General features: G+C 42.6%; 26 protein-coding genes. 21 read left to right on the top strand and 5 right to left on the bottom strand.

Going from position 1 to position 25,479, the window contains the following annotated elements; genetic code table 11:
- Nucleotides 1-89: 89 nt before the first annotated feature.
- On the bottom strand, nt 90-1,133 hold the full coding sequence (locus JOC27_RS02530; protein ID WP_205005433.1) for an AraC family transcriptional regulator: 1,044 nt from the start codon (nt 1,131-1,133) through the stop codon (nt 90-92).
- 131 nt (nt 1,134-1,264) lie between these two features.
- Between JOC27_RS02530 and JOC27_RS02535 the strand changes: the two genes are divergently transcribed.
- The 9 genes from JOC27_RS02535 to JOC27_RS02575 all read left to right on the top strand — a co-directional run bounded on the left by JOC27_RS02535 (nt 1,265) and on the right by JOC27_RS02575 (nt 10,374).
- On the top strand, nt 1,265-2,554 hold the full coding sequence (locus JOC27_RS02535; RefSeq protein WP_205005434.1) for an MFS transporter: 1,290 nt from the start codon (nt 1,265-1,267) through the stop codon (nt 2,552-2,554).
- Between the two features lie 60 nt (nt 2,555-2,614).
- Entirely contained in the window at nt 2,615-4,078 is a 1,464-nt protein-coding gene (gene rhaB, locus JOC27_RS02540; protein ID WP_205005435.1) for a rhamnulokinase, read from the top strand.
- Nucleotides 4,075-4,389 (top strand): L-rhamnose mutarotase, encoded by a 315-nt coding sequence (gene rhaM / locus JOC27_RS02545; protein WP_205005436.1) that lies wholly within the window; start codon nt 4,075-4,077, stop codon nt 4,387-4,389. Before rhaB ends, rhaM begins: the two co-directional genes overlap by 4 nt.
- A gap of 36 nt (nt 4,390-4,425) precedes the next feature.
- The gene (locus tag JOC27_RS02550) at nt 4,426-5,682 is read left to right on the top strand and encodes an L-rhamnose isomerase (protein WP_205005437.1); all 1,257 of its coding nucleotides are present in this window, start codon (nt 4,426-4,428) and stop codon (nt 5,680-5,682) included.
- A gap of 19 nt (nt 5,683-5,701) precedes the next feature.
- Entirely contained in the window at nt 5,702-6,523 is an 822-nt protein-coding gene (rhaD, locus tag JOC27_RS02555; RefSeq protein WP_205005438.1) for a rhamnulose-1-phosphate aldolase, read from the top strand.
- Between the two features lie 348 nt (nt 6,524-6,871).
- Nucleotides 6,872-7,630 carry a DeoR/GlpR family DNA-binding transcription regulator gene (locus JOC27_RS02560; RefSeq protein ID WP_205005439.1) on the top strand — a complete coding sequence of 253 codons (759 nt, stop codon included), beginning with the start codon at nt 6,872-6,874 and terminating at the stop codon, nt 7,628-7,630.
- A 200-nt stretch (nt 7,631-7,830) separates the two neighbouring features.
- The gene (locus tag JOC27_RS02565; protein WP_205005440.1) at nt 7,831-8,454 is read left to right on the top strand and encodes a thermonuclease family protein; all 624 of its coding nucleotides are present in this window, start codon (nt 7,831-7,833) and stop codon (nt 8,452-8,454) included.
- 18 nt (nt 8,455-8,472) lie between these two features.
- Nucleotides 8,473-9,438, top strand: a complete 966-nt coding sequence (locus JOC27_RS02570; protein ID WP_239529394.1) for a DMT family transporter — start codon at nt 8,473-8,475, stop codon at nt 9,436-9,438.
- A gap of 39 nt (nt 9,439-9,477) precedes the next feature.
- Nucleotides 9,478-10,374: an AEC family transporter gene (locus tag JOC27_RS02575; protein ID WP_239529396.1), complete on the top strand. Its 897-nt coding sequence runs from the start codon at nt 9,478-9,480 to the stop codon at nt 10,372-10,374.
- A gap of 277 nt (nt 10,375-10,651) precedes the next feature.
- Here JOC27_RS02575 and JOC27_RS02580 read toward each other — a convergent pair whose 3' ends face one another.
- A complete protein-coding gene (locus JOC27_RS02580) occupies nt 10,652-11,044 on the bottom strand; it encodes a hypothetical protein (RefSeq protein WP_205005441.1) in 393 nt (130 codons plus the stop codon).
- A gap of 215 nt (nt 11,045-11,259) precedes the next feature.
- On the opposite strand from JOC27_RS02580, the gene galU reads away from it, so the two are divergent.
- The 10 genes from galU to glnA all read left to right on the top strand — a co-directional run bounded on the left by galU (nt 11,260) and on the right by glnA (nt 21,669).
- On the top strand, nt 11,260-12,141 hold the full coding sequence (galU, locus tag JOC27_RS02585; RefSeq protein WP_205005442.1) for a UTP--glucose-1-phosphate uridylyltransferase GalU: 882 nt from the start codon (nt 11,260-11,262) through the stop codon (nt 12,139-12,141).
- 78 nt (nt 12,142-12,219) lie between these two features.
- Complete coding sequence (locus tag JOC27_RS02590) at nt 12,220-12,597, top strand: FlxA-like family protein (RefSeq protein ID WP_205005443.1); 378 nt, start codon at nt 12,220-12,222, stop codon at nt 12,595-12,597.
- A gap of 530 nt (nt 12,598-13,127) precedes the next feature.
- Entirely contained in the window at nt 13,128-14,399 is a 1,272-nt protein-coding gene (locus tag JOC27_RS02595) for an MDR family MFS transporter (RefSeq protein WP_205005444.1), read from the top strand.
- 66 nt (nt 14,400-14,465) lie between these two features.
- Complete coding sequence (miaA, locus tag JOC27_RS02600) at nt 14,466-15,407, top strand: tRNA (adenosine(37)-N6)-dimethylallyltransferase MiaA (RefSeq protein ID WP_205005445.1); 942 nt, start codon at nt 14,466-14,468, stop codon at nt 15,405-15,407.
- Between the two features lie 192 nt (nt 15,408-15,599).
- The gene (hfq, locus tag JOC27_RS02605; protein ID WP_205005446.1) at nt 15,600-15,833 is read left to right on the top strand and encodes an RNA chaperone Hfq; all 234 of its coding nucleotides are present in this window, start codon (nt 15,600-15,602) and stop codon (nt 15,831-15,833) included.
- A gap of 425 nt (nt 15,834-16,258) precedes the next feature.
- The gene (locus JOC27_RS02610; RefSeq protein ID WP_338062759.1) at nt 16,259-17,224 is read left to right on the top strand and encodes an AAA family ATPase; all 966 of its coding nucleotides are present in this window, start codon (nt 16,259-16,261) and stop codon (nt 17,222-17,224) included.
- A gap of 15 nt (nt 17,225-17,239) precedes the next feature.
- Complete coding sequence (hflX, locus tag JOC27_RS02615; RefSeq protein ID WP_205005448.1) at nt 17,240-18,469, top strand: GTPase HflX; 1,230 nt, start codon at nt 17,240-17,242, stop codon at nt 18,467-18,469.
- A 31-nt stretch (nt 18,470-18,500) separates the two neighbouring features.
- Nucleotides 18,501-19,781, top strand: a complete 1,281-nt coding sequence (locus tag JOC27_RS02620) for a methionine gamma-lyase family protein (protein WP_205005449.1) — start codon at nt 18,501-18,503, stop codon at nt 19,779-19,781.
- A 104-nt stretch (nt 19,782-19,885) separates the two neighbouring features.
- Nucleotides 19,886-20,272 (top strand): MerR family transcriptional regulator, encoded by a 387-nt coding sequence (locus JOC27_RS02625; RefSeq protein ID WP_205005450.1) that lies wholly within the window; start codon nt 19,886-19,888, stop codon nt 20,270-20,272.
- Nucleotides 20,273-20,334: 62 nt separating this feature from the next.
- Entirely contained in the window at nt 20,335-21,669 is a 1,335-nt protein-coding gene (gene glnA / locus JOC27_RS02630; protein WP_205005451.1) for a type I glutamate--ammonia ligase, read from the top strand.
- Between the two features lie 655 nt (nt 21,670-22,324).
- Here the strand turns inward: glnA and JOC27_RS02635 are convergent.
- From JOC27_RS02635 to JOC27_RS02645, 3 genes are all read right to left on the bottom strand, one after another.
- The gene (locus tag JOC27_RS02635) at nt 22,325-22,777 is read right to left on the bottom strand and encodes a ferritin family protein (protein ID WP_205005452.1); all 453 of its coding nucleotides are present in this window, start codon (nt 22,775-22,777) and stop codon (nt 22,325-22,327) included.
- A 222-nt stretch (nt 22,778-22,999) separates the two neighbouring features.
- Nucleotides 23,000-23,170 (bottom strand): YjcZ family sporulation protein, encoded by a 171-nt coding sequence (locus tag JOC27_RS02640; RefSeq protein ID WP_205005453.1) that lies wholly within the window; start codon nt 23,168-23,170, stop codon nt 23,000-23,002.
- Nucleotides 23,171-23,321: 151 nt separating this feature from the next.
- Nucleotides 23,322-23,693 (bottom strand): hypothetical protein, encoded by a 372-nt coding sequence (locus JOC27_RS02645; RefSeq protein WP_205005454.1) that lies wholly within the window; start codon nt 23,691-23,693, stop codon nt 23,322-23,324.
- A gap of 292 nt (nt 23,694-23,985) precedes the next feature.
- On the opposite strand from JOC27_RS02645, the gene JOC27_RS02650 reads away from it, so the two are divergent.
- Both JOC27_RS02650 and JOC27_RS02655 read left to right on the top strand, forming a co-directional pair.
- Nucleotides 23,986-24,408 (top strand): hypothetical protein, encoded by a 423-nt coding sequence (locus JOC27_RS02650; protein WP_205005455.1) that lies wholly within the window; start codon nt 23,986-23,988, stop codon nt 24,406-24,408.
- A gap of 345 nt (nt 24,409-24,753) precedes the next feature.
- The gene (locus JOC27_RS02655; protein ID WP_205005456.1) at nt 24,754-25,227 is read left to right on the top strand and encodes a hypothetical protein; all 474 of its coding nucleotides are present in this window, start codon (nt 24,754-24,756) and stop codon (nt 25,225-25,227) included.
- The last annotated feature ends 252 nt before the right edge of the window (nt 25,228-25,479 follow it).

A 25,479-nucleotide genomic window follows, 5' to 3' on the forward strand; every position in this document is an offset into this window, starting at 1 on the left:
ATGCCAAGTTTTTCTGATGCGCAAAGAAATGGAGTAAAAGCAAAACAAATGCTGCGCCATTTACAAGTGCGATTAAGTGGAGCGAAGCGTCAGCGAATCAAGAAGAGCGTCCGTTCATCAGGTAAGCTGCTAATTCCTTCTTTCTTTCTATCTTTCTTTCTTTCTTCACCGGGCAGATAGCCAAATGCTTTCTTGAATACTTTGTAAAAGTATGTTTTGTTTGAAAATCCGGATTCCTGAGCGACATCGCAAATAGGTAAATCGGTTGTACTTAGGAGTAGGCGAGCTTGATAAAGTCGACGTTTAACGACCAGTTGCGTGAACGTTACCCCAGCCGTTTTTTTGATCAGATTACCGAGATAAGTCTTATTGTAACCGAGTTGTTCAGCGGCTTTGGACAGATTGATCTCTTTGAAATTTTCTTCAATTAATTGAAGAACGGGCAGTATTTTTTGATTGTCACGTAGTGGATTGACCGATGGGATAGGACTGTTGCAGTTCCGAGTAAGCGCGGTGAAAAGTATTGGTAAATACAATTCAGCAATTGTACTCGAGTAGGCATCAGCCGAATAATATTCATCAATCATTTTACTGAGGGTATCCTGCACGTCTTGTACTTGACTGACTCGGAAAATGATATACTGATCGGTTCGTCCATTATCGATGGACAGATTCGTAAGGTACTGGATGAGTGGATTGCACACGCCTCCCATTTTACTCAGCCATTCAAACGTAATCGAACTTTTTTTGAATAAAATATTAATTAAGATATCTTTTTCACCGAGCGCTTTAATTTCGTGACTGACGCCGGTACCAATCAGTAGAAGTTCCCCCTGATTTAAGACAATAGGTGAGCCATTGATAAGCTGGTGGCAGGAACCAGTGAGCATATAATTCAATTCAGTAAATTGGTGCGCGTGCAGCGGGTAATTAGCAAAACGATTATGTTTGCTAATGTAGAGATCTTGCTTTTTAAAAAAGTAATTTGTTAATAATTCCAATTTATTTTCGATAATTCGGGTTGAAAAATCTGGAATATCTGAAATAAACAGCCCTTTTTTTATTTGTTCCTGTTCGATTGGGGTGATTTTATTTAGTTTATCTGCGATAACTTTTTCTTCATTATTGTTCATGTTAGATTACCACCGATTATGTTTATTTGATACGACTTTCCTTTGATATTGCCATTGTACCACAATCAGAATCATTGTTTAATAATATATGTAAGCGCTTGCGATAATAGTTTTATGAGGAGGCGGTATTTATGAGTGACACAAGGGTCGTAGCGGAAAAGAAAAGCTGGAAGGCGACAGCCTCAGTATCGTTAACAAACTATCTGGATTCGGGATCAATCGTTGCTGGGGCGAGCGGACTGACACTATGGGCTAAAGAATTGAATTTGAGTAGTCTCCAGGTTGGTCTTCTTGGAGCGATAAGCGCCAATGCGTTCGGATCAGCTGTCGGTGCCTTGATTGGCGGAAGACTGGCTGACAAGTATGGGCGGAAATTGATTTATACGTACAACATGCTGGTCTATATGCTTGGTGTTGCAATTATCATGTTTTCAGCGAATTTTCTGATGCTACTGACTGGTTTCTTTATAACCGGTGTCGCCGTAGGTATCGGTGTTCCAGCATCCTGGACCTATATTTCTGAAATCTCAGATGAATCAAATCGGGCAAAACATATTGGCATCTCGCAATTCGCTTGGTCTTGCGGTCCGGCGATCATATTCATTCTTGGCATTGTATTCTCACCGCTCGGTCTGCTTGGAAACCGCATTATTTTTGGTTCGCTCTTTATCGTTGCTTTTATTGCCTGGCTGCTCCAACGGCAATTGAATGAATCGAAGGTATGGGAAGAAGAAAAGAAGAAGCAGGCTGCAGCAGGCACAACAAACAAGGACAATTTTTACAAACAACTTTTTGCAAACGCTATCAGTTTAAAAGCACTGCTGTTTTTGGTTGGCGTTTATATGTTCTGGAACCTGGTTGCTGGTGCGATGGGCTTCTTCATGCCATACGTCTATTCGACCGTCGGTGGTTTGTCTAATTTGCAGGCGAACCTGTTGCAAGCCGTTTTGTGGGTGCTAACGGCAGCAGCGACCTATCTGCTTTTTGTTCCCCTTGGTGACAAAGTAAGTCAACGCGGTTTATTCTTCGCGGGCGCAGCACTGGCGCTGATTTCTTGGGTGGTGCTTACTTACTTCCATATGAGTTGGCCGGCACTATGGGTTTTCGTTGTCACATGGGGTGTTTCAGCAGGTATCGGCGCTCAAGCATTCTATGCTTTATGGGCGACAGAGCTGTTCCCGACCAAAGTACGCGGTGCATCTCAAGGAATTATGTTTTTCATTGTCCGCGGCAGTGCAGGTATCTGGTCGATTATATTCCCAACTATATTGACCTCACTCGGATTTACTGTTGCCGGAACTTTTATGATTGTTCTATTGGTGATTTCCCTTCTGATTGGCGTCATTTGGACACCGAATACAAGAGGAAAGTCGCTTGAGAAGATTACAGAAGAACGCTATGGCAAAGGGGTAGGCATGTAACAATGAGGTTCGTCAAATTTATACAAAAAAGAACTGTTTCAGCTTAGGGGTGATCGTCTTATGACGGATTATATTGCCGTAGACATCGGCGCTTCCAGCGGACGGCTGATTCTGGGGCGTAAGAATCAGCAGCAAAAGTTGGAATTAGAGGAGATCCACCGCTTTGTCAATGGTTTTAACAAAGAAAATGGACATGATCGCTGGGCAGTGGATCAATTAATTCATGAGATCTTTATCGGTCTTGAAAAAGCGAAGAAATTAGGGGTTGAGAAAGCAAAAGTTGGTATTGATACTTGGGCCGTCGATTATGTTCTTGTAGGGATGGACGGATGCAAGATTCAAAACCCAATCAGTTATCGGGATCAGCGGACGCATCATGCGATTGAGGAACTGACAATGGATTTTCCAAAAGAATATATTTACAAGAAAACAGGCATTCAGTTCCTTGAACTCAATACGCTCTATCAATTGTACAAAGAAAATAAAGAGGATCTGAAAAAGACAGACAGAATTATGATGATTCCCGATTATATCGGCTATGTTTTAACAGGAAATGCCGTTGCGGAAGTAACAAATGCATCGACGACACAGATGCTTAATTTACGTGAAGGATTGTTTGATAAGGATTTACTGGCGAAGGTCAATGTCTATCCAGAGCAATTTCCGCGTCTTGTTGAATCAGGAACGATACTTGGGACGATTCGTCATAAATGGCGATTGAAATATGAAATCCCCGATTGTGAGGTGATCACGGTTGCCACGCATGATACGGCATCCGCGGTTGTAGGAACACCGGGGCAGGGCGATGACTGGGCATTTCTGAGTTCGGGGACTTGGTCGCTTCTCGGCAAAGAGCTAAATATACCTGAAAACGGTTCTGAAGCATTTCGAGAAAATTACACCAATGAGTGGGGTGCGTATGGTACGTACCGTTTCTTGAAAAATATTATGGGTTTATGGATTGTTCAGAGTATTCGAGGCGAGCAGAACAACAAATATTCGTTTTCGGAAATGGCTGCTCTAGCGGAACAAGTCGCTCCGTTCCAACAATTCATTAATGTCAATGATGAACGCTTCACTAATCCAAAAAGTATGATCGAGGAAATTCAGAACTATTGCCGGGAAACCGGACAGAAAGTGCCAATGACGACAGGCGAACTCGTTTCTGCAGCATATTGCAACCTTGCACTGTTTTACGCCAATGAACTGGAAAAATTGGCAAAGATCGTTCGTCAACCCATTCATGTGCTTCATATTGTCGGTGGTGGAAGCAATGTACAATTTTTGAATCAGTTGACGAGTTCGCTCGCTGGAATCACAGTCAAAGCCGGTCCTTCGGAAGCGACGGCGATAGGAAATCTGCTTGTTCAGATGATCAGCGCTGGTGAAGTAGCCAATCTCTATGATGCGAGGCAATTAATTGCTGATTCTTTCATAATTAAGACTTATGCACCAGAAGAAGATAAATATGAAGGTGTGTTGGAGAAGTATCAAAGCTTTGTACAAGGAAGGTGTCTCTCATGATCAGAATTGGTCAAATCATGTATCTCAATAAAGCGTATTATGCGGAATATGAAGAACGACATGCGAATTTGTGGCCCGAAATGAAGAAAGAATTAAAAGATCATGGCGCAACAAACTATTCAATATTTTTGAACAAGGAAAATGGAGAATTGTTTGCCTATCTTGAGGTTCTTGACGAAGAGAAATACAAGGAAATTGCAAATACCGACATTTGTAAAAAATGGTGGGGCTACATGAAACCATTGATGAAAACCAATCCCGATAACAGTCCAGTAGCAATTGATCTAAAAGAAGTTTTTCATCTTGATTGAATCGGTACAAACAAAACAGAGAAGGGGATTATTAACATGACAGAAGCAGTTACAAAAGCGTATGAACTGGCTAAAGAACGTTACGCAGAAATCGGTGTCGATACGGAAAAAGCAATTGAAGCGCTTAAAAAAGTTAAATTGTCGATTCATTGCTGGCAGGGCGATGATGTTCTGGGTTATTTATTTCCGGAGCAGAATTTGACTGGCGGAATTTCTGTTAGTGGCAATTACCCTGGCCGTGCGAAGACGGCCAATGATTTGAGAAACGATTTGCGTCAAGCGCTATCTGTCATTCCCGGCAAGCACAAAGTTCAGCTGCATAGTATTTATGCGGATACAGAAGAAAAAGTTGATTTAAATGAGTTGGAACCGCGTCACTTCCAATCCTGGGTTGACTGGGCGAAAGAAGAAGGCGTTGGTCTTGATATGAACGGAACGTTCTTCTCTCATCCAAAATCGGAAAGTGGATTCACATTGGCAAGCGCCGATAAGGAAATCCGCGACTTCTGGATTGCTGTCGGAAAATCAAGCAGAAGAATTGCTGAATCTTTCGGCCGCTCACTTGGCCAACAGTCTGTGAATAACTTCTGGATTCCAGACGGCTATAAGGACAACCCAATTGATAAGCTTTCGCCGCGTCTACGCTTGATCGAGTCGCTTGATGAAATTATGAAAGAAAAGATACCCGAAAAATACACGATCGAAGCGGTTGAAGGCAAATTATTCGGTACAGGTGTTGAGTCCTATACAGTTGGTTCACACGAATTCTATGAAGCTTATGCGCTCACACGTGGTAAATTGTGGACGATTGACGCCGGACATTTTCATCCAACTGAGGATGTTTCTGATAAATTTTCGGCATTCTTGCCATTTGGTAAAGGACTCATGCTCCACGTTTCCCGTCCGGTCCGTTGGGACAGCGATCATGTGGTTATTTTGGATGATGCGTTGATTCGAATTACACGCGCGCTTGTCCGCGACAATGAACTGGATAAGACAAATATAGGTCTTGATTTCTTTGATGCAACAATAAATCGTTTGGCCGCATGGGTTGTCGGCTCACGTGACACATTGAAAGCGTTACTGATGGCCTTCCTTGCTCCAATCGAAGAACTGAAAAAAACGGAACTTGAAGGCGATTATACAAAACGGCTGGCTCTAACTGAGGAACTGAAATCTTATCCTTTTGGCGCTGTTTGGGATTATTATTGCCAGGAAAGCGGCGTACCGGTTGGAGCAAGTTGGCTCAAGGAAATCCGGAACTATGAAAATAAAGTTCTTATCAATAGATAAATAGAGAGGTGGCATTAAGATGACTAAATTCATTGATTCGCCCTATGTTAAAGAATTGTCAAAAATTACATTTCGTCTCTACGCACATGGCTGGGATGAGCGAAACGGTGGCAATGTCAGTTACCGTTTGACACATGAAGAAATCGCGCCTTATGAAGATACGCAAACAGTACTGAAAAATTTTCCGATCGCTTTTGATGGTAAAGATTTGGCAGGAATGTACTTTCTTGTCACAGGGACTGGGCGATATTTCAAAAATGTGATTGATTTTCCAGAACGGGACGCTGGACTGGTCCGAATAACTGAAGACGGCAAAAGTGTTGATTTGCTTTGGGGATTTAATGACGGCGGACGACCGACAAGCGAATTTCCAACGCATCTGATGGGACACAAGACGCGTTTGAAACATCATGCGAATCAGCGTGTGATTATGCACTGTCATCCGACAAATCTAATAGCGATGACATTTACCCAGAAACTGGATGAGCGGAGAATTACGCGTATTCTCTGGAAAATGCAGACAGAATCGCTCGTTGTTTTTCCAGAAGGAGTAGGTATTATTCCGTGGATGGTGCCAGGAACCACGACTATTGGCGAAGCGACTGCGGCAAAACTTGAGAGTTTCAGTTCAGTCATTTGGCCGCAGCATGGGTTATTCGCTTCAGGAAGTTCGATTGATGAAGCGTTCGGCCTGATTGAAACGATTGAAAAGGGCGCTCAGATTTGGTCAATCGTTCAGCAGCAAGGTGGCAAAATTGAACAAACAATTACAGATAAAAATTTAAATGATTTAGCCAAAGCATTCCATGTTGTGCCTCGTGAGGGCTATTTGGAAGTTTGATATTAAATGTTCTAAAAAGTAAGCTGTAAGACACCTGCGTGAGCAACGTGCCGGATGGGCCTCGCAGCTATTAGCAAGTTCGGGGTGACACACACGGTGCGCTCGGGTAAGCGAACACATGATAATGAACGATAAAAACAACATCAAATTGAAAAAATTCTATATAAAAAACGTAACTTCATTCAGAAATGGATGAGGTTACATTTTTATTTCCTCAAATCGACTTTGATTCATGTTGCATTTGATATTTTATTGATGACGCTAACAAACTATAATAGAAGTAGCATAGTCAAATTATTGTATTGGAACAGCTGAACAGGAACAGCATTATCATTTAGGAGGACGCTTATGCTAGCCTTTGAACGTCACGAGGGAATTAAATCGGAGCTATCAAAAAGTAAAAAGGTATTCGTTTCTGAACTTGCGCTCTCTTTTAATGTTACAGAAGAGACGATTCGCCGTGATCTGGAAAAAATGGAGAAGGAAGGCTACTGTACGCGGATTTATGGCGGGGCATTTCTGAACTCTCATACCAATGAAGAAATTTCTTATAAAACTCGTAATACGTTAAATCAGAATGAAAAACAATACATTGCCCAAAGAGTCTCGCATTTGGTTAAAGACGGTGATTCGCTCGTTGTCGACTCCTCATCCACGGGACTCGCAGTCATTCATGAACTTTATAAACAGAAAAAAAATCTTACAATCTTAACGAATTCGATTGAAGCACTACGGCTTGGGTCGACTAATGACCAGCAAATGATTTCGACAGGCGGAAGTCTGAGACCTTTTTCGTTTTCGTTGGTTGGGTCGGAAGCTATCGATGCCTTGAAAAAATATAATGTCGATATAGCAATTCTTGGCTGTAAAGGGATTGCGATTAAAACGGGGGTAACCGAATCAAACAGTTATGACGCAGACGTAAAAAAAATTATGATCAAGCAAGCGAACAAACTGATCATAGTGGCTGATCATGAGAAATTTGATCAGGTGGCTCTGCTAAATTTGATTCCGCTCGAAAAAGTTGACTATCTCATTACTGACCGAAAGCCATCTGATGATTGGCTTGATTTTACCCGCGAACACCAAATTGAATTAATTTATTAAAGGATGAAAAAATTTTTATTCCCGTTACACTGATAAAAATTGATAAAACGCACATAGCTAATTTGGCGTTGAAGTGAGAATCCTTTATGTCTGCGTATCGCCAGAAAGATTTCGCTTTATATTGTGCTTCCGCCCCAAAAAACAGTGAAGTTATAATATAATCAAACTATCACTTTATAAATAGAAAGAGAATGTATTGAATGAAACAAATGAAAAATATTTTTGCTTTGATCGGTGTGATCACGGTTGCTTATTTGCTATTGACGAGCAATGGACAAATCGCCGGAATCGACAGTAAACTTACGGAAGCTGTTACTCAAATTGAGTCGTCAATCGGTTTCTCGCACCAGGAAGCGAATTCGGAGAGCAGCGGCTTGGTTGACGCCGTGGTTACTCGCTCCTCTGATGGGGATACGTTCCACGCAAGCGTAAACGGTAGGAACGAAACAATTCGTATTTTATTGATCGACACACCGGAGGATCAAAAACCGGGCACACCGGTTGAACCGTTCAGCAGGGAAGCCGCTGCCTATGCCGCACGAGTCATGCCGGCAGGCGCACACATTAAATTGCAGCTTGGGAAGGCGCCAGATCAACGCGATCATTATGGCCGCCTGCTTGCGTATGTGTATGAGCCGGATGGGACGCTATACGAAAACGATGTGGTTCGCCGTGGACTTGCACGTATTGCATACGTGTATAAGCCGAATACCGATCATCTGACCCAATTAGAACAAAGTCAGTCGTACGCCGAATCCCATCATTTGAAAATTTGGTCAATCCCCGGTTATGTGACATCAAGAGGCTATAATCCATCGAAATGACGAAGAGGAGATGACATATTGGGCGGAAAACAATTTTTTACAAACAAAAAAACAGTCATTTTTATTGCCGTTTTTTGCTGCGTGCTGTGGGGGAGCGCTTATCCCGGTGTTAAAGCAGGTTATTCATTGTTCCAAATCAGCACGCACCAGATTTATTCCGAATTATCTTTTGCTGGTCTACGATTTGTTCTTGCAGGATTAATGGTTCTTATTTACGCGCTTATCGCGGGTAGACCGGTATTTCAGTTCTCCCGGCGTCAAGTCGGTGAGTTGATTCTGCTTGGATTATTTGAGACGACGTTTCAGTACGTCTTTTTTTATATAGGGCTGTCTCATACTAGCGGTGTCAAAGCATCGATAATGAACGCGACTTCTGTTTTTTTCAGTGTGATTATCGCCCATTTTATCTACCAAAATGATCGGATTACGTTTAATAAAACAATTGGCTGCCTAGTTGGTTTTCTTGGCGTACTCTTGGTCAACTTTAGCAGTGATCTGCTGTCTTTTCATTTCAATTTCACCGGTGAAGGATTTATTGCGATTGCTGCCTTCGCCTTTTCAGCTGCGGCAATTTACGGCAAACGTGTCTGTCAGCACTTGGATTCTGTGGTCGTGACCGGTTATCAATTGCTAATAGGTGGCGCAGTGCTTCTTACGACTGGTTTGTCGCAAGGAGGCGGTGTAACCCATTTTACAGTGGCATCTGTGACGATTCTTCTCTATCTTGGGCTGCTTTCTGCGCTTGCGTTTACATTATGGACCATTTTGTTAACCTACAACAAAGTCGGAGCGATTGCCGTTTATAATTTCTTAATCCCAGTATCCGGTGTGATTCTATCGTCCATTTTCCTTCATGAGAACATTCTCGAATGGAAAAATGCCTTGGCGCTGTTACTTGTCTGCTTCGGCATTTATGCGGTGAACCGGCAAGGAGATAGGGCAATTGCAGCGCGAGGCGATTTAAATACAGCGACAAAAAGTTGAACGATTCCGTGTTTCAGAAGAAAAGAGGGTAAAACGTTAATGATTGTTTTTTGGCACGTGCTCTTTCCTGTATTACTGATTTTTGTTTCCGGTTTTATCCTTCAAAAGATTTTCCACTTGGATATCAAGCCAATTTCAACGATGGCAGTTTATCTGCTATTGCCGCTGCTTGTCTTCGATATTTTTTATAAAGAAGCAATTAATCTGAGCTTCTATCAAGTGTTTGCAGCAGCAGTCTTAATTATGTTCGCTTTAATTGTGCTGGTTGTGCTTCTCGTCAAATGTTTTCGCTTCGATCGGGCATCGCTCAGCGCACTCCTTTTGTCAACCGTCTTTCCAAACAGCGGTAATTTTGGTATTCCAGTAGTTTTGTTTGCTTTCGGGCAAAAGGGTTTAATTTATGCGATGCCGATGATGATTATCCACAATGTAATGATGAGCACGTTTGGTATCTATTTCGCCGTGAGCGGCAAAGGTGGATTGAAAACAGCTCTACGCACGGTCATAGCACAACCGCAAAACTATGCAGTTGTTCTTGGCATTCTGATGCAGCAATTCCATATCCCACTACCAGGCAATATCTTCCAGAGTGTCCGCTATGTCAGCGATGCCGCGATACCAGTGGTGATGGTCGTTCTTGGGATGCAATTGGCGAACGTCAGTCTACGTCAATTCAAATTCGGACGAATTAGTTTTGTACTCCTGATTCGCCTTTTTGCGTCACCGCTGATTGCTTGGGGAATTTGTGCGGCACTTCGGCTCAATCCACTGCTCACTGATGTGATCGTGCTATTGTCTGCCATGCCAAGCGCGGCGAATACCACACTCTATGCGATTCAATTCAACGCGCAACCTAAGTTTGTCTCTAGTGCAACCTTCGTCACAACGGTGACAAGTATTTTAACTCTCGCAGTCTTGCTAAATCTCCTTTTATGAGTTATTTTGTTTAACCATTAGCGTTTCTATCGGACCATCCAGCCCCTATCAAAAGATGCGGCCGGTCCAATTGAATCACAATTATTATTCTATTATTCTGAATATATGAGGTTCTATGGTAGAATGGAACTATAATTTACAAGGAGGGATGTACGGCATTGGGAATCACTCTTGCCGATGCCAGGGGCTTTAACATGTTGAAAAGGCATACAGACTGAAGGAATCAGTAAGTATGCCTTCCGCATTAATTTAGTAAAGTGAAAAATACAAGCGCCTGTTAATAAATCCCAGGCGATGAAGCAGAAGCGCCATTCGTTACCGATTTGTCGCTGGAATTTGAAGATAAGCTATTGCTACTTAACGGCGTTGCGCTGTTCAAGGATTGGGTGAGCAGATAGAGCAGCAGATCGTTCGTACCTGACGTTGATTCGGTTGTAGACAAATCATCCGCATTACCGAGTGCCGAACTGTCGTTTGTAGAATCTCCGGTGTCATCAGATAGTGCATTTAGCATCTGAGATGATGAGTTGTCCATCAAGGACGAAGCAAGAATTTGTGCAAACGCGTCGGATAATTGCTTTGACTCATTTGCTTTTGTTGAGCTGGCATTTTGTTGCGACGCCGCTGGGGCGATCAGCTTGAGAAGCCCAGTATCCAAGGATACAGCCATAAGAATCACCTTCTCTCATGAAGATTAAATCATGAATCATTCTCTACTGTTATAATTCATTTTACAGAGAATTGAAACACTCCGAGAAAAACATAATAAAAAAATATTAAAATAAGCTTAATAAAAGCAACATTCGTTGTTTAATGAAAAATAAATGCTTTCGCACTATTCTTCTTCAAGAGCAGATCGCCTAAAAACGTCGAGGAGGGCTTCAAATGAATAAGATTAGAAAAGCTGTCATACCTGCGGCAGGACTTGGAACACGCTTCCTTCCTGCGACAAAGGCTTTGCCGAAAGAGATGCTACCGATTGTCAATAAACCGACCATTCAATACATCGTTGAAGAAGCGGTACAAGCGGGCATTGAAGATATTATTATTGTGACCGGTAAGGGCAAACGTGCGATCGAAGATCATTTCGATATTGCCTATGAACTTGAACAGAACCTGACGCAGAAAAAGAAATTCGATTTACTTGAGAAGGTAAAGGAACCGTCAAAAATCGATATTCATTATATTCGACAAAAGTCGCCCAAGGGTCTTGGCCATGCTGTTTGGTGTGCGCGAAAGTTTATTGGAAATGAACCTTTCGCAGTGCTTCTTGGCGATGATATTGTCCAGAATGAAAAGCCCTGTATTCAACAGTTGGCAGAACAATACGAACGTACAGGTTGTTCGGTACTTGGTGTGAAAGAAGTGCCTAAAAATCAGACCCAACGTTATGGCATTATTGACCCAAAATCCAATGATGGCCGTTTATACAACGTCAATCGCTTTGTTGAGAAACCAAAGGACAATCCACCATCAAATCTGGCGATCATTGGACGCTATGTGCTGACACCGGAAATATTCGATTTTCTTGGCAAAAAGGAAATTGGGGCAGGCGGCGAAATTCAACTTACGGATGCCATCCAGAAACTGAATGAATTACAAGGTGTTTATGCCTATCAGTTTGAAGGGAAGCGCTATGATGTTGGTGAAACGCTTGGCTTTGTCCTGACTAATCTTGAAATTGCTTTGCAGAATAGTGAAATTCGTCCTGACTTACTGAAGGGACTGGAACAGATTCTTGCAGACAAAAAACATTTACTTCATTAAATATAATTTTTTAATTATTTCTTAAGATTTGTGATCCAAACTGCCAATAGATGCATCGCATCATTGGAGGGGTTGCAAATGGAAATTCAAACAGCCAGTTTGGGAACAGGTAGTGTATCGTTTGATACGAGCACCACGACGAGTCAACTGAAATCGCTGGAGAGCGAAAAGACAAAACTCGAAGCACAGCTGAATCAACTGGAGACGGGTAATTCGAGTAATAAGACAGAACAAAATCAGATTCAAGGAATCCAGCAACAAATTCAACAAATTGATCAGCAAATTCAAAAGCTGCAAGCACAATCAACAAATCAAAGTCGGATTCCAGCTCGTACGAATGCCTTGAACTTAGCCGCTGACGCATCGTCTTCGTCAAACGTGCGCTCCGCCCAGTCTTCGTTTGGCGATCTGTTGACGATTAGTTCAGAGAGTATAAAGAAAACAGAGAACAATTAAAAAACGAAGCGTGCACCTCAGACGATTAAAATGAAATGAGAGCAACGAAAAAAATCCCCGTTAACGGGGATTTTTTTTACCACCAGCAATTTGGCCGCGGTGGGCATTTGCACCATTGGCAAGCTTGATAGCGTCCGGGAAGACCTGGGTCAACAATTTGAGTTTGCTGAGATTGTGTAACCGAGTGCTGCGGTACATTAACGATATTCTGCCGGTTTACATGGACTACCGGATGAACAACAGGAATGTATCGTGGAACAAAGCTATCATGTAAGACATACTGCGGATTGCAAACAATTGGTTGTACGTTGGTGTTTGCACCAGCGGTGTTGATTCCGCCAAAATTTTCTTTTCCCATTAACTCACGCCCTTTCTCTATCAGTAGATGCATGAGCCAAAATTGTGTCCGGGCGTTTGCCTTACCATCATTCATCTTTTCGTTCTAGACGAATCAGCTTTATAAGTTTCTGTTGCAGAACAAATGTTTGTGTTATAATAATCAAACGTCACGTTGCATCAGGAGGTTTATAATGAGATTCAGGGATTTTCATCGAAATATTAAGATACGTATTATTGAAACCTTCTCTAGCCATTTTATAGGTAATATGATTTTTCCGTTCATGACTGTATATTTCGCCTATCATTTCGGTGGAAAGGTAACTGGATTTCTCCTCTTGTTTAACGTTTTTCTTGGTATGGCAGTATCGCTAATCGGTGGCTATTTATCCGATCAATTTGGTCGTCGGCGAATGATGCTTCTTGCCGAGTACATTCGTTTGCTTGCTTTTCTCATCATGGCGCTTTGCAATTCACCATTTTTTCAATCTGCGGGTCTCACATTTGCGATGACTGTGCTCAATAGCATTTCATGGGGGCTTGCTGGTCCAGCGAGTGATGCGATGTTGATTGACGTCAGCACGCCAGAGCAAAGAAAATTGATGTATTCAATTACTTACTGGTCGACTAACTTTTCGATCGCAGCCGGTGGGATACTTGGCGCCCTGCTCTTTCGCCATTATTTGTTCGTGCTTTTCATCCTACTTTGTTTTGCAGAGCTTTTCGTCTTAGTCCTTGTTCTATTTTTCATTAACGAAAGTGGTGTCCCTTTAGCACGTTTGGGTGAAAAGGCACGACCATTTCATCATATTTTACAGCTGCTCGCCGGTTATAGAAAAGTTATGCAGGACAAGCTGTTTGTTGCTTTTGTGACCGCTGGTGTCCTTGTCTTTTCAATGGAACAACAGCTAACGAATTACATTGGCATTCATCTCAGTGATCAGATGCCTGTTCAACAGATTCTGTTCTGGCATATCGATGGCCTCGCCATGCTCGGCACACTGAGAAGCGAGAATACATTGATTGTTGTTGTTCTGATGCTGTTTGTTGCCAAAATCAGCAGACGAGTAAATGGTAATGTGGCGCTCATTATTAGCTGTTTTCTTTTTTCAATCGGCTATGGAGCGTTGTCTTATTTCACCAATGTGTGGGTTTTGCTCATCTTTATGCTCGTTCTGACGGTTGGCGAGGTTTTTCGCGTACCCGTGGAGCAATCTTTTGCAGCGGCCATTCCGCCAGAGAACGCAAGAAGTATTTATATGGCATTCAATGGATTGAAATACAACGCAGCGCTTTTAATTGCGTCATTGACCATTACTATCAGTGCTTATTTGAGCGCATTCGAGACATCGCTTCTGATTACAGCGATTGGTCTAACAGGAACGATTATTTACTATATTTTGCTCCCCTCATTAAATCAGAAAATGCAAAGAGACAAACAAGAGCCGTCTTCTATTTCTGAATGAGGCAGACCGGAAAGCAAAGAAATAATTGGATGATTATGGTTCAGCAGAAATTGGGGGTTAGCATCAATGAAACAGAAGGTCATTGCTATTGTTGGGCCTACAGCGGTAGGCAAAACAAAAATGGGTGTCTATTTAGCGAAACGACTTGATGGGGAAGTCATTAATGGTGATGCCTCACAGATCTACCGCGAGATGTCAATTGGTACCGCTAAAGCAACGGCAGAAGAAATGGATGGTGTACCTCATCATCTGTTGGACATATGTGATCCGTCTGAAACATATACTGCCGCCGATTATCAACGTGACGCCAGACAAACGATCGAACGATTGGGTAGTCACAAGAAGCAACCGATTCTCGTCGGCGGGACTGGATTTTACATAAAAGCGGCGCTTTACAGTTATCGATTTTCTGACATAAAAGCTGACAAGGCATACCGTCAACAATTGGAACAGTATGTGCAGGTAAATGGTGCTGAAGCTCTGCATGCAAAGTTGGCGCAAGTTGACCCAATGGCGGCTTCGAAAATTCATCCACATAATGCCATACGCGTGATTCGAGCGCTGGAGGTCTATCAGCTAACCGGTATACCCTTCAGTAAACAGCAACAGCAAGTCTCGGATCAACCGATTTATCCGGTTGTTTTTATTGGTTTAACGATGCCGCGCGAAATCCTTTATCAACGAATTGACCGCCGCGTTGATAAAATGATGGAGGCTGGATTACTCAAGGAAGTTCAGCAACTTTATGATCAAGGACTCGCTGGTTCGCAGGCGCTTCAAGCGATCGGCTACAAAGAATTTTTTCCATACTTCGAAGGAAAACAGAGTCTCGAAGCGTCGATTGATCAACTAAAGAAAAATTCTCGTCATTATGCCAAGAGGCAATTTACCTGGTTTCGTGGGCAAATGCAGGTCAAGTGGTTTGATATGACCCATGCGGAGGACTGTTTTTCGCAACATGCTGAGGATGTGCTGTCTTACATCATTCAACAGCAGAAAAATGTTTAAAGCTCGATGTAAAAAAAGATAACAAATTCTCTGTGAATCTTTGCAAATGATGGAAAATTAAAATATAATCATTTTAGAGATCTTTCTGGCGGGACATGTTTTCCTTCTCAGAAAAAGGTCGGGTAAACTATAAGGATGGCGTAGGCTGCCTTGTATGGATTGGGTTTTGAGAGAGAAAAGAGGAGGATTAAAATGAAACAGTCCATTAATATTCAGGATACTTTTCTGAATCAATTACGCAAGGAAGGAACGTTCGTTACTGTGTTTCTTGTCAGTGGTTTTCAATTGAAGGGCAAGGTAAAGGCTTTCGACAACTTTACCGTTTTGTTAGATAGTGAAGGAAAACAACAGTTGATTTTTAAACATGCGATTTCAACATTTACACCATCAAAACCCGTGAATTGGACGAATCAGGAAGAAGCATAATAGATCTATTGAGGGCAGCGTTTGGCGCTGCCTTTCTTAAAAGATAAGAATGGTTAAAATTTTGCACAAAAAATGGAGCGAAGGCGTGAGACGTCTGCGGGAAAAACGAGCCAAGTGAGCCCCCGCAGTTTCTAGCTTGTTTGAGGAGACGTGCGGCGCCTGCGGCAAACGAGCAGCCGGAGCGCATTTTTGAAAAAAAGACATGGTGTAGCCAAGCTTCTCTTACAATAAGAATTCTGGCAATCTTTGGATGGAATGAGTGGTTTCAGCTGCCTTCTTCTGAAATCGATACGACGGGCATAAGCTAGATCCAGGCTATCTCAGTTTTCTGATAGGATACATTCCCAATATACCTTGTAAAGATGATACAAACGCACGGGTATTGGATCCATCGGCGGGCTGAATATCAGCGAGGTGATCAAGTCGTGCCAGAACCGTACACATATACAAAAAATAGCCAGATTAATATTATTTTTAATCAAAAAAAAGAAAATAGTGTACCCATGCCTTTTCCTATTGATGAGAAAATAAGCCATGCGCCGCTTGAGAAGCTGGAGTTTCGTCTGAAGAAGTTAGTCGGTATGAAAGATATTAAGCAAATGGTGAAGGAACTATACGCTTGGCTTTATGTTTGCAGGAAAAGAGAAGAATTATATCTTAAAGCCGAGCGTCAGTCACTTCACATGCTGTTTAAAGGCAATCCCGGAACCGGAAAAACAACGGTGGCTCGACTGCTCAGTCATTTGTTAGCTGAAATGGGTGTATTGACAAAAGGCCATCTCGTCGAAGTGGAACGTGCCGATCTTGTCGGTGAATATATTGGTCAGACGGCACAAAAAACGCGTGATCTCGTGAAGAAAGCGCTTGGTGGTGTATTGTTCATTGACGAAGCCTATGCATTGGCCCGCGGCGGAGAGAAAGATTTCGGCAAAGAGGCGATTGATACACTTGTTAAACAAATGGAGGATCACCACGACGAATTTGTCTTGATTCTTGCGGGTTATTCAGAAGAAATGGACGATTTTCTCTCGATAAATCCCGGACTGCCGTCACGTTTTCCGATGATTCTTTCTTTCCCTGATTTCACTGGCAGCGAACTTCTTGGAATTGCTTTACAGATGGTCAAGGAACGCGACTATGTCTTAACGACAGAAGCTGAGAAACGGCTATCACGGCATTTGCGGCAAAAGGCGTTGAACCAAGAAATGCATTTCAGCAATGGGCGTTATGTTCGAAACCTTGTTGAAAAAATGATTCGGCAGCAGGCCGTTCGGCTTGTCAGAGAGTCGGCGTTTGACCGTGATGCCCTGCGAACCATTCGCACGTGTGATTTGGTTCTTGAGGAAGATTACAAGCCCTCGGTCATAAGCGGCGAGGTGACGGGTCACTAAGAAAGAGGCACTTCTATGGAAAATGTGATTCTTGTCGGCTGTCAATTGCCCGACATGACAGACGATCACCTTCAATTGTCGCTGGAGGAACTTTCTGCATTGACAAAGACAGCAGGCGGTCAGGTCGTCTCTGTTCTTTCACAAAAGCGTCCAAAACCGGATACCGCCACTTATATTGGAAAGGGAAAGATTCAAGAATTGGAATCTTTGATCAATCAGCTAGGTGCTGAAACGATCGTTTTTAATGATGAGCTCTCTCCCGGACAGCAGGGCCGGTTAAGTCAATTATTGCAAGTGAAAATTATTGATCGGACGCAACTAATTCTTGATATTTTCGCGATTCGCGCTCGTTCCCGCGAAGGTAAACTTCAAGTCGAAAAAGCGCAGCTCCAATATCTACTACCTCGACTGAGCGGAATTGGTGTGAATCTGTCGCGCCTGGGTGGTGGAATTGGGACACGAGGTCCAGGAGAAACGAAGCTGGAAACGGATCGCCGTTACATTCGCAATCGAATCAAAGATATCGGGAACCAACTCGATAATGTTGTTCGTCATCGTGAACGTTACCGTGTGCGTCGAGCCGCAAAAAACCAATGTCAAATCGCGCTTGTCGGCTATACAAATGCTGGAAAGTCGACGATTTTTAATCAATTGACAGCTGCAGGAACTTATGAGGAAAATCAATTGTTCGCGACACTCGATCCGCTTACGCGAAAAGTAAGGTTGACAGGAGGGTTTACCTGTCTGCTATCAGATACGGTTGGTTTCATTCAGGATCTGCCAACGCAGCTTGTCGCCGCATTTCGTTCAACACTCGAAGAAGTGGTCGGTGCGCAGCTTATTTTACACGTCATAGACGCCTCCGACCCCGATCTATCCGTGCATGAGGAAACGGTGCATGAACTGCTTGCCCAATTAGGTGCTGATACAATTCCCGTATTAACCGTGTATAACAAAAAAGACTTAGTAAAAGTTCCTTTTATTGCACCGGCTGGCAGCATCTACATTTCGGCGCGTGACGCGGCTGATCGTTTGAAACTGCTTGAGCGAATTCAAGCATGCCTTGTTGAGCAAATGGTGCCTTATCACTGCATGATAGCAGCAGAAGACGGCACGTTGCTTTATCAAATAGAAATGCATTCAGTGATTCAAAAAAGAGTTTTTAATGAAGCGCAACAAGCCTATGAAGTTGAAGGTTATGTTTTCCCGGAAACCCCGCTTGCATCGCGTCTGCTTACAAAATAGAGAGATGGCATGAGGAGAATTTATCGAAAAAATGTATGAATCGTTAACCTTTGGTATGAAACTAAGACAGCTGGTTCAGACTGTCGAAACACAAATTGACGCACAGTCGAAACGGATCGATTCCATTGCTTTGGAAAATCAGTTTCGCGTTTTGACCAGTTTTCAGAAGAATAAAATAAGCGACGCTCATTTTGCCGGAACAACAGGGTATGGCTATGATGATTTTGGTCGCGAAGGGATTGAAGCAGTCTACGCGGATGCCTTCGGCGCTGAAAGTGGTCTGGTTCGGACACAGATGATTTCAGGGACGCACGCGATTACCACGGCCTTATTTGGTGTGTTGCGGCCTGGTGACGAATTAATGTATATCACAGGGAAACCGTATGACACCTTAGAAGGGGTAATCGGCCTCAATGATACATCGAACGGATCGCTCAAGGACTTCGGCGTGAGCTTCCGTATGATTCCGCTTCGTAATGGTCAAATTGATGTCGAAGGTGTTCTTCGCGCAATGTCGCCGGCGACCAAAGTGATCGGCATTCAACGCTCTTGCGGGTATGGGGACAGGCCATCTCTACCAGTTGATCAAATCGGTGAAGCCATCGGAAAGATTAAAAAGGTATATCCGGAAATCATCGTCTTTGTTGATAATTGCTACGGCGAATTTACTGAGACGATGGAACCAACACATGTCGGCGCGGATCTAATGGCTGGCTCGCTGATTAAGAACCCTGGCGGTGGTTTAGTTAAATCCGGTGGCTATATTGTTGGCAAAAAAGCGTTAGTTGATCAATGTGCAGAACGCTTGACTGTGCCAGGCCTTGGTAAAGAAGTCGGACCTACACTTGGCGAATTGAAGGATATGTATCAGGGCTTTTTTCTGTCGCCACATATCGTTGCTCAGGCGGTCAAGGGCGCTGTTTTTACGGCTGCGCTGATGGAAAGATTGGGCATGACAACAACACCTTCTTGGGAGCACGTGCGCACCGATTTAATTCAAAGCGTGACCTTTCATGATCCGGATCAGATGGTTGCCTTCTGCCAAGCCGTGCAGTTTGCTTCGCCAATCAATGCTCAAGTACTACCGGTGCCAAGCCCGATGCCAGGTTATACAGATAAAGTTATTATGGCAGCAGGCACATTTGTTCAGGGCGCAAGTCTTGAATTGACGGCAGACGGTCCATTGCGCGAACCCTATACGCTCTATGTACAAGGCGGTCTGACTTTCGAACACGTGAAGTCAGCAATGATTCTGGCAGTCAACCATCTTGCTGAAAAAGGGTTAATCGACCTAGCTTCTGTTCAATTGTGACAAATTAGCAACAGTGATTGTCACGCGTTGTTATATTAACTAACACCATTTGACAACTTTTTTGTCTGAGGCTATAATGTGAACAGAAAGGGGCGTGAGGCGAGATGGACGACACAGTACGCCGTTCAATGCCGCTTTTCTCCATGGGCATTGTGCAAAAGCTGACCGGCCTTTCAGCGAGGCAAATCCGATACTATGAGGAAAATGAGTTGATTCATCCGGAGCGGACAGAAGGCAATCGTCGTGTTTTTTCTTTTAATGACGTTGATCGATTGTTGGATATTAAATCGCTTCTTGATGAAGGTGTCAATTTGGCCGGAATCCGGCGTGTATTGAGTGAAAAGCCCATTACAGCTAATCGCCCGGCTGCGGAAAAGAAATCTCTTTCTGATGCCGATTTAATGAAGTTCCTCAAGTCTGAATTGGTCAGTGCCGGCAAGTACGGCAAAGCTTCGTTGATACAGGGAGACTTGTCGCGTTTTTTTAAGTGACTTTCTTCTATGTATATATATTTAGCAAGGATTATAGAAACCTAATTTTGGGGAGGATCACGATGGCAAAGTTTACAAAAGAAGACATCATTTCTAAGGTAAATGAAGCAAATGTCAAGTTCATCCGTTTGCAGTTTACCGACCTGCTTGGCATTATTAAAAATGTTGAGATTCCGGTCAGCCAGCTGGAAAAAGCTCTGGATAACAAAATTATGTTTGACGGTTCTTCAATTGAAGGTTTCGTGCGCATCGAAGAATCAGACATGCTGCTCTATCCGGATTATGACAGCTTCGTTGTATTCCCTTGGACAGCTGAAAAAGGTAAAGTGGCTCGCATGATTTGCGATATCCATAAAACAGACGGCACGCCGTTCCCAGGCGATCCGCGCAGCGTCCTGAAGGCACAGCTGAAACGTATGGAAGACATGGGCTTCACGGCATTCAACATCGGACCAGAACCGGAATTCTTCCTCTTCAAAGTAGACGAAAAAGGTAAGCCGTCTATGGAATTGAACGACAACGGCGGATACTTCGACCTTGCACCTACTGATCTTGGTGAAAACTGCCGTCGTGATATTGTTCTTGAACTTGAAGACATGGGCTTTGAAATCGAAGCTTCCCACCACGAAGTGGCTCCAGGGCAGCACGAAATCGACTTCAAATATGCGGATGCAGTGAAGACTTGCGACAATATCCAGACATTCAAACTGGTAGTTAAAACGATCGCTCGTCAGCATAACCTGCATGCAACGTTTATGCCGAAACCATTGTTCGGTGTCAACGGATCAGGTATGCATTCGAACATGTCGCTGTTTAAAGGCAAAGAAAATGCTTTCTTCGATGAAACAGCTCCGGACAAACTGAGCGAAACTGCTAAAGCATTTATTGCTGGCTGCTTGGAACACGCACGTGCGTTTACAGCCGTTACGAACCCGACTGTCAACTCGTTCAAACGTCTTGTTCCTGGCTACGAAGCACCAAGCTACGTTGCATGGTCATTGAGCAACCGCAGTGCTTTGATCCGTATCCCAGCATCTCGTGGACTCAGCACACGTATCGAAGTACGTAGCGTAGACCCAGCAACCAACCCATACCTTGGCATGGCTGCATTGCTGGCAGCTGGTCTCGACGGAATCGAAAAGAAACTCACTCCTCCGACTCCGGTTGACCGCAGCATTTACGTAATGGATGACGAAGAACGTGAAAAACTCGGTATTGAAGAATTGCCGGCTTCCCTCGACGAAGCAATGGCTCTGTTCAATGCAGACGAAGTCATCACAAGCGCACTTGGCGAACACATTGTTTCTCGCTTTAATGATGCTAAAGAAATCGAATGGGATATGTTCCGCACGCAGGTTCACCAGTGGGAACGTGACCAATACATGGAAGTTTATTAATTCGTTAATAACTTTCGAACCCCTTGAGCCGCAAGGCTTCGAGGGGTTTTTATTTAAAGATAGGCTCTGTTAAATTTTAATGTTGATTTTCCCGAAAAAGAAAGGTGCGAGACGCCTGCGGTAAGCGAGCAGCCGGCGCGCGGTTGTTGAAAAAGGACTGGGCGATTTCTGCCCAGTTTTTTTTTCTTATTGCCTTCCAATCAAATTTAGAACCAATGAAACAATCAGATAGAGATATTTTCAGTTGCAAGAATGTACGATTTGTAATTGGATGACAAGAAAATAATCGTAGCGACTAAAATCACAATCACGCCAAATAGGTTAATAGAAGATCCGATGACTTTACTCCATTCATTCTGTAAGACAACTTCATGTGTCTGATTCACATCAAACACCTCATTCCTTCCATCATCAACTACAAACCATGTATATTCGCCTAGTTAATATTGTGTTCCAAACCATTAATCAATGTATTTAGCGTTACTATTTGCTCGAAAGGATGCCTGGATTTATTCAACTTTGTTCTTCTTTACTTGCACCATCATTATTGCGCAAATGGTTATGGGCACTGTATATCTAGATGAAAGAGGAAAAACAACTTCATCGCTTATTCCTCACTAATTTATGTTCGTTCACAAGTATTCTCAGTTAACCATTAACGTGTTACTATAGCTTGACTGAATCGAATCGCATGCTCAATTTCATCTGTGAATGCTCTTAAAAAAACATCTCGAATGATCGGATCTTGTGTCATTAAATAGGCGTTTCTATACTCTTCATAGGCTTCAAGTTCTGTTCGGTATGCTTCTCTAGCCCCTTCTTGAAAAGAATTGAATGTGATAGGGACTATTTGGTAACTCGGTTGCCTACCAGTCAGTCGCAGATAAAGCTCGGTAAATTTTTGAAGATGAATTCTTTCGTCATCCAGCGCATGAAGAATGTCAGCTTTCGCTTCTGTTGTTGGGGCTATTTCAGATAAACGTGAATAAAACTCAATTGCAGTGGCTTCAGCCTTAATGCCGTCAAGCACTCTATTTACTATTTGCGCGTTCACAGAGTCGATTTCTCGATAATAAGGAAATGAGTGAAAATCATTAGAATAATACAAAGTTGACACCACCTAAGTTCTTTTCTAATAGGCTATGATAGCCTATAAATTAAGTGATTAGAAAAACCAGGCGTGCTCATCCATATTATTAAACTACAAGATCAAAAATGTTGAGGGCAAAGTTTTTCGGTGAATTGAAACACGAGAATAGAGCATCTGTGAGGATGCCCTAAATGGTTGATGAATCGATATGAGATAGGTACCTGTAATCTGAAAATATTTTTATTCCGAATGATGATGTCCGGGATGGTGCAAAGTAGCACCAATAATTATTAACAAGATAAACAAGACAACGATCAAGGCGAATCCGCTCCCGTAGCCACAACCACATCCATAGCCGTAACCTGGACGACCCCAACCGCTGCCGTACCCATCAGCATAAGAACCCCACATAACGACACCTCCTCATCACGTGATGCTGTATTATATGTGGGCAGGGAGAAACGTGTATGTGGCATTGGCCTAATAAAAAAATTCCTACGCCAAAGCGAAGGATAAGGGAAGAAGCTGTTTTTTCTGTTTAAGGTAGACGCGTTGCTATTGATTAGATAAAGAAAAAAGGAAAAATAAACGGTGTAATGAAAGGAAATCGAAAAAATCCAAATGGGAAACGATGTGGTCTGAATCCAAAAAAGCCTGGCATACGTCCGAATTGCCTACTGTCATCAGTGGATGCATCTTTATCTACAACAAGTAATGTGACCGATTCATCATCGACATCGACAATAATTCCTTCAATTATGGTGCCATTTTTTAAATGTCCCATGACATAACGGTTTAAATGTTCCTTACACAGTTCCTTAATTTGATGATCAGTAGGCTGCTGGTTTGCCATCACCATATGGTTATTTACCATGCCTTGGCTAACGGGTGGGGAAATTCGTTGATCAAAAACCGGCTCATATTGTTGATACACTGTGAACCCTCCTCAGATTTATTACAGTTTATAAGGTATTCACCTAAAGGAAATGTGTTCAAAAAGGATAAATATAGCTATTGGGAAATTACGGCGAACAGATGGAAGCAATTGATCGGAGCAACATGGAATATGCTTCTTAAAAAATTTATGGGAATGTCTCTCATTAATCGGGCGGGGGTTTTAAAGAACAATAAAATGATAATTATAATTGTTTCTAAATATTGTCGAAAATGTGTACATTATGTTATAATGTGCAACGATATCATTAAATTGTGAGGCGTTTATTACGGTGGCAAGTCTATTATCCAAGAAAAGTATTTTCTTTTTTGTAATTATTTCATTATTATTTGCTAGCTTGGTCATCTATGGGGAAATAATTCGTTATCAAGGATTCAGCAGCTTGAAGTCCCATCAGAAGATAGTCAGCTATTCTTTTCGCACCAATCGATATATTATCGTTCAACTGCAGAACGGGTCGGAAGTTGATGTGAATTTGAACGCGAATCAACTACATGTGCAGGCGGGAACAAGAGATTCGCTCAGTAATTTCCAGAACGTGAAATCAGTCGATTATAAGACGGGTTATTTGCTAACCCTGACACCAAAAGAATTTCAAATTTTTAACGAAAAGTTTTCAAATAGTTATGGTAATGACGGAAAACTGCTTCACGATCAAACGAATCATTTGGAAATTGTTACCGTATCGATTTAAGTAAAAAAACTCATTCAAAATGTTTTGTCTATGATAAAAAACACACGAAAAATGCTGTGCGGCTTAAAACCGTGCAGCATTTTTAATACGCTTGAATATAGAAGGTTTTTGTAACAAGGACAGTGTGCGAGACAATTACAGAAGCGAGTGACCGAAGAGGAGCACTATAAATATGGAATTGATTGTACAATTTTTCTTATGGCCATTTGTGCCAATCGCATGGAGGTAGAACAATACAATTTGTTTGTCATTATTTTGTGACCAATTTGGCTCCCGTATTTCATCGTTTGTGAACGAAAAATACAAGGTAATAAGTGAATGATGGCGTGGGAGGTGAGGCAATACATGAACAAGATAAGGGTGGTGCTGATCGGCTTTTTGCTCGTTCAATTACTCAGTGGATGCAGTTTTTCGCAGACACAAGCGCAAGGCATCCCGTTGAGCAAAATGACTCCAGATGAGCATACTGCTTTCATATTTACCCGAGATTTGTATAGTGATAATCAGTCAAAGCAAATAAATGCGATCAACAGCGATTATGCTTCGAAAGAAAGTTCTACATTAATCCGGAAAATACAGACGGGAAAGCTTCGTAATAAGATGCACGAAGTCAAAGTTACCGTAAGTATTGAGAAGCAGGATAATAAGGGTGCCTATACATTGGTACTATTGAAAATGAAAGATCCTAAAAATCAGGTGAAAGAGCGTATCCTTCTGATGCGTCACGGCAGGATTGAAAAGATTCATTCACCAGGAAACAGTCACTTTAAAAAGGAATATAATGCGATAATGAAAGAAATGAAGCAGGCAAACAGCTGATTATCAAGTGTTTTTTTGAAAAGGCAATGTATAAATTTAATGTTGTTTTTCTGACCAAAGGCAATGTGTGAGGGCCTACGGGAACAGCGTGCCAGCTGGATCTCGCAGGCTATAGCCGCCTGTCTGAGGTTCGCATGCGGCCGCGGCAAGTAAACACAGGGTAATATTCGATTAAAATAACGTCAGATTTTAACTAATCAGCCTACAAAAAAAGACAGCTCAATGTCGAAATTTCGACCTGAGTCATCCTGA

Origin of the sequence: Sporolactobacillus spathodeae (genome assembly GCF_016908935.1) — a bacterium.
Lineage (GTDB): Bacteria > Bacillota > Bacilli > Bacillales > Sporolactobacillaceae > Sporolactobacillus > Sporolactobacillus spathodeae.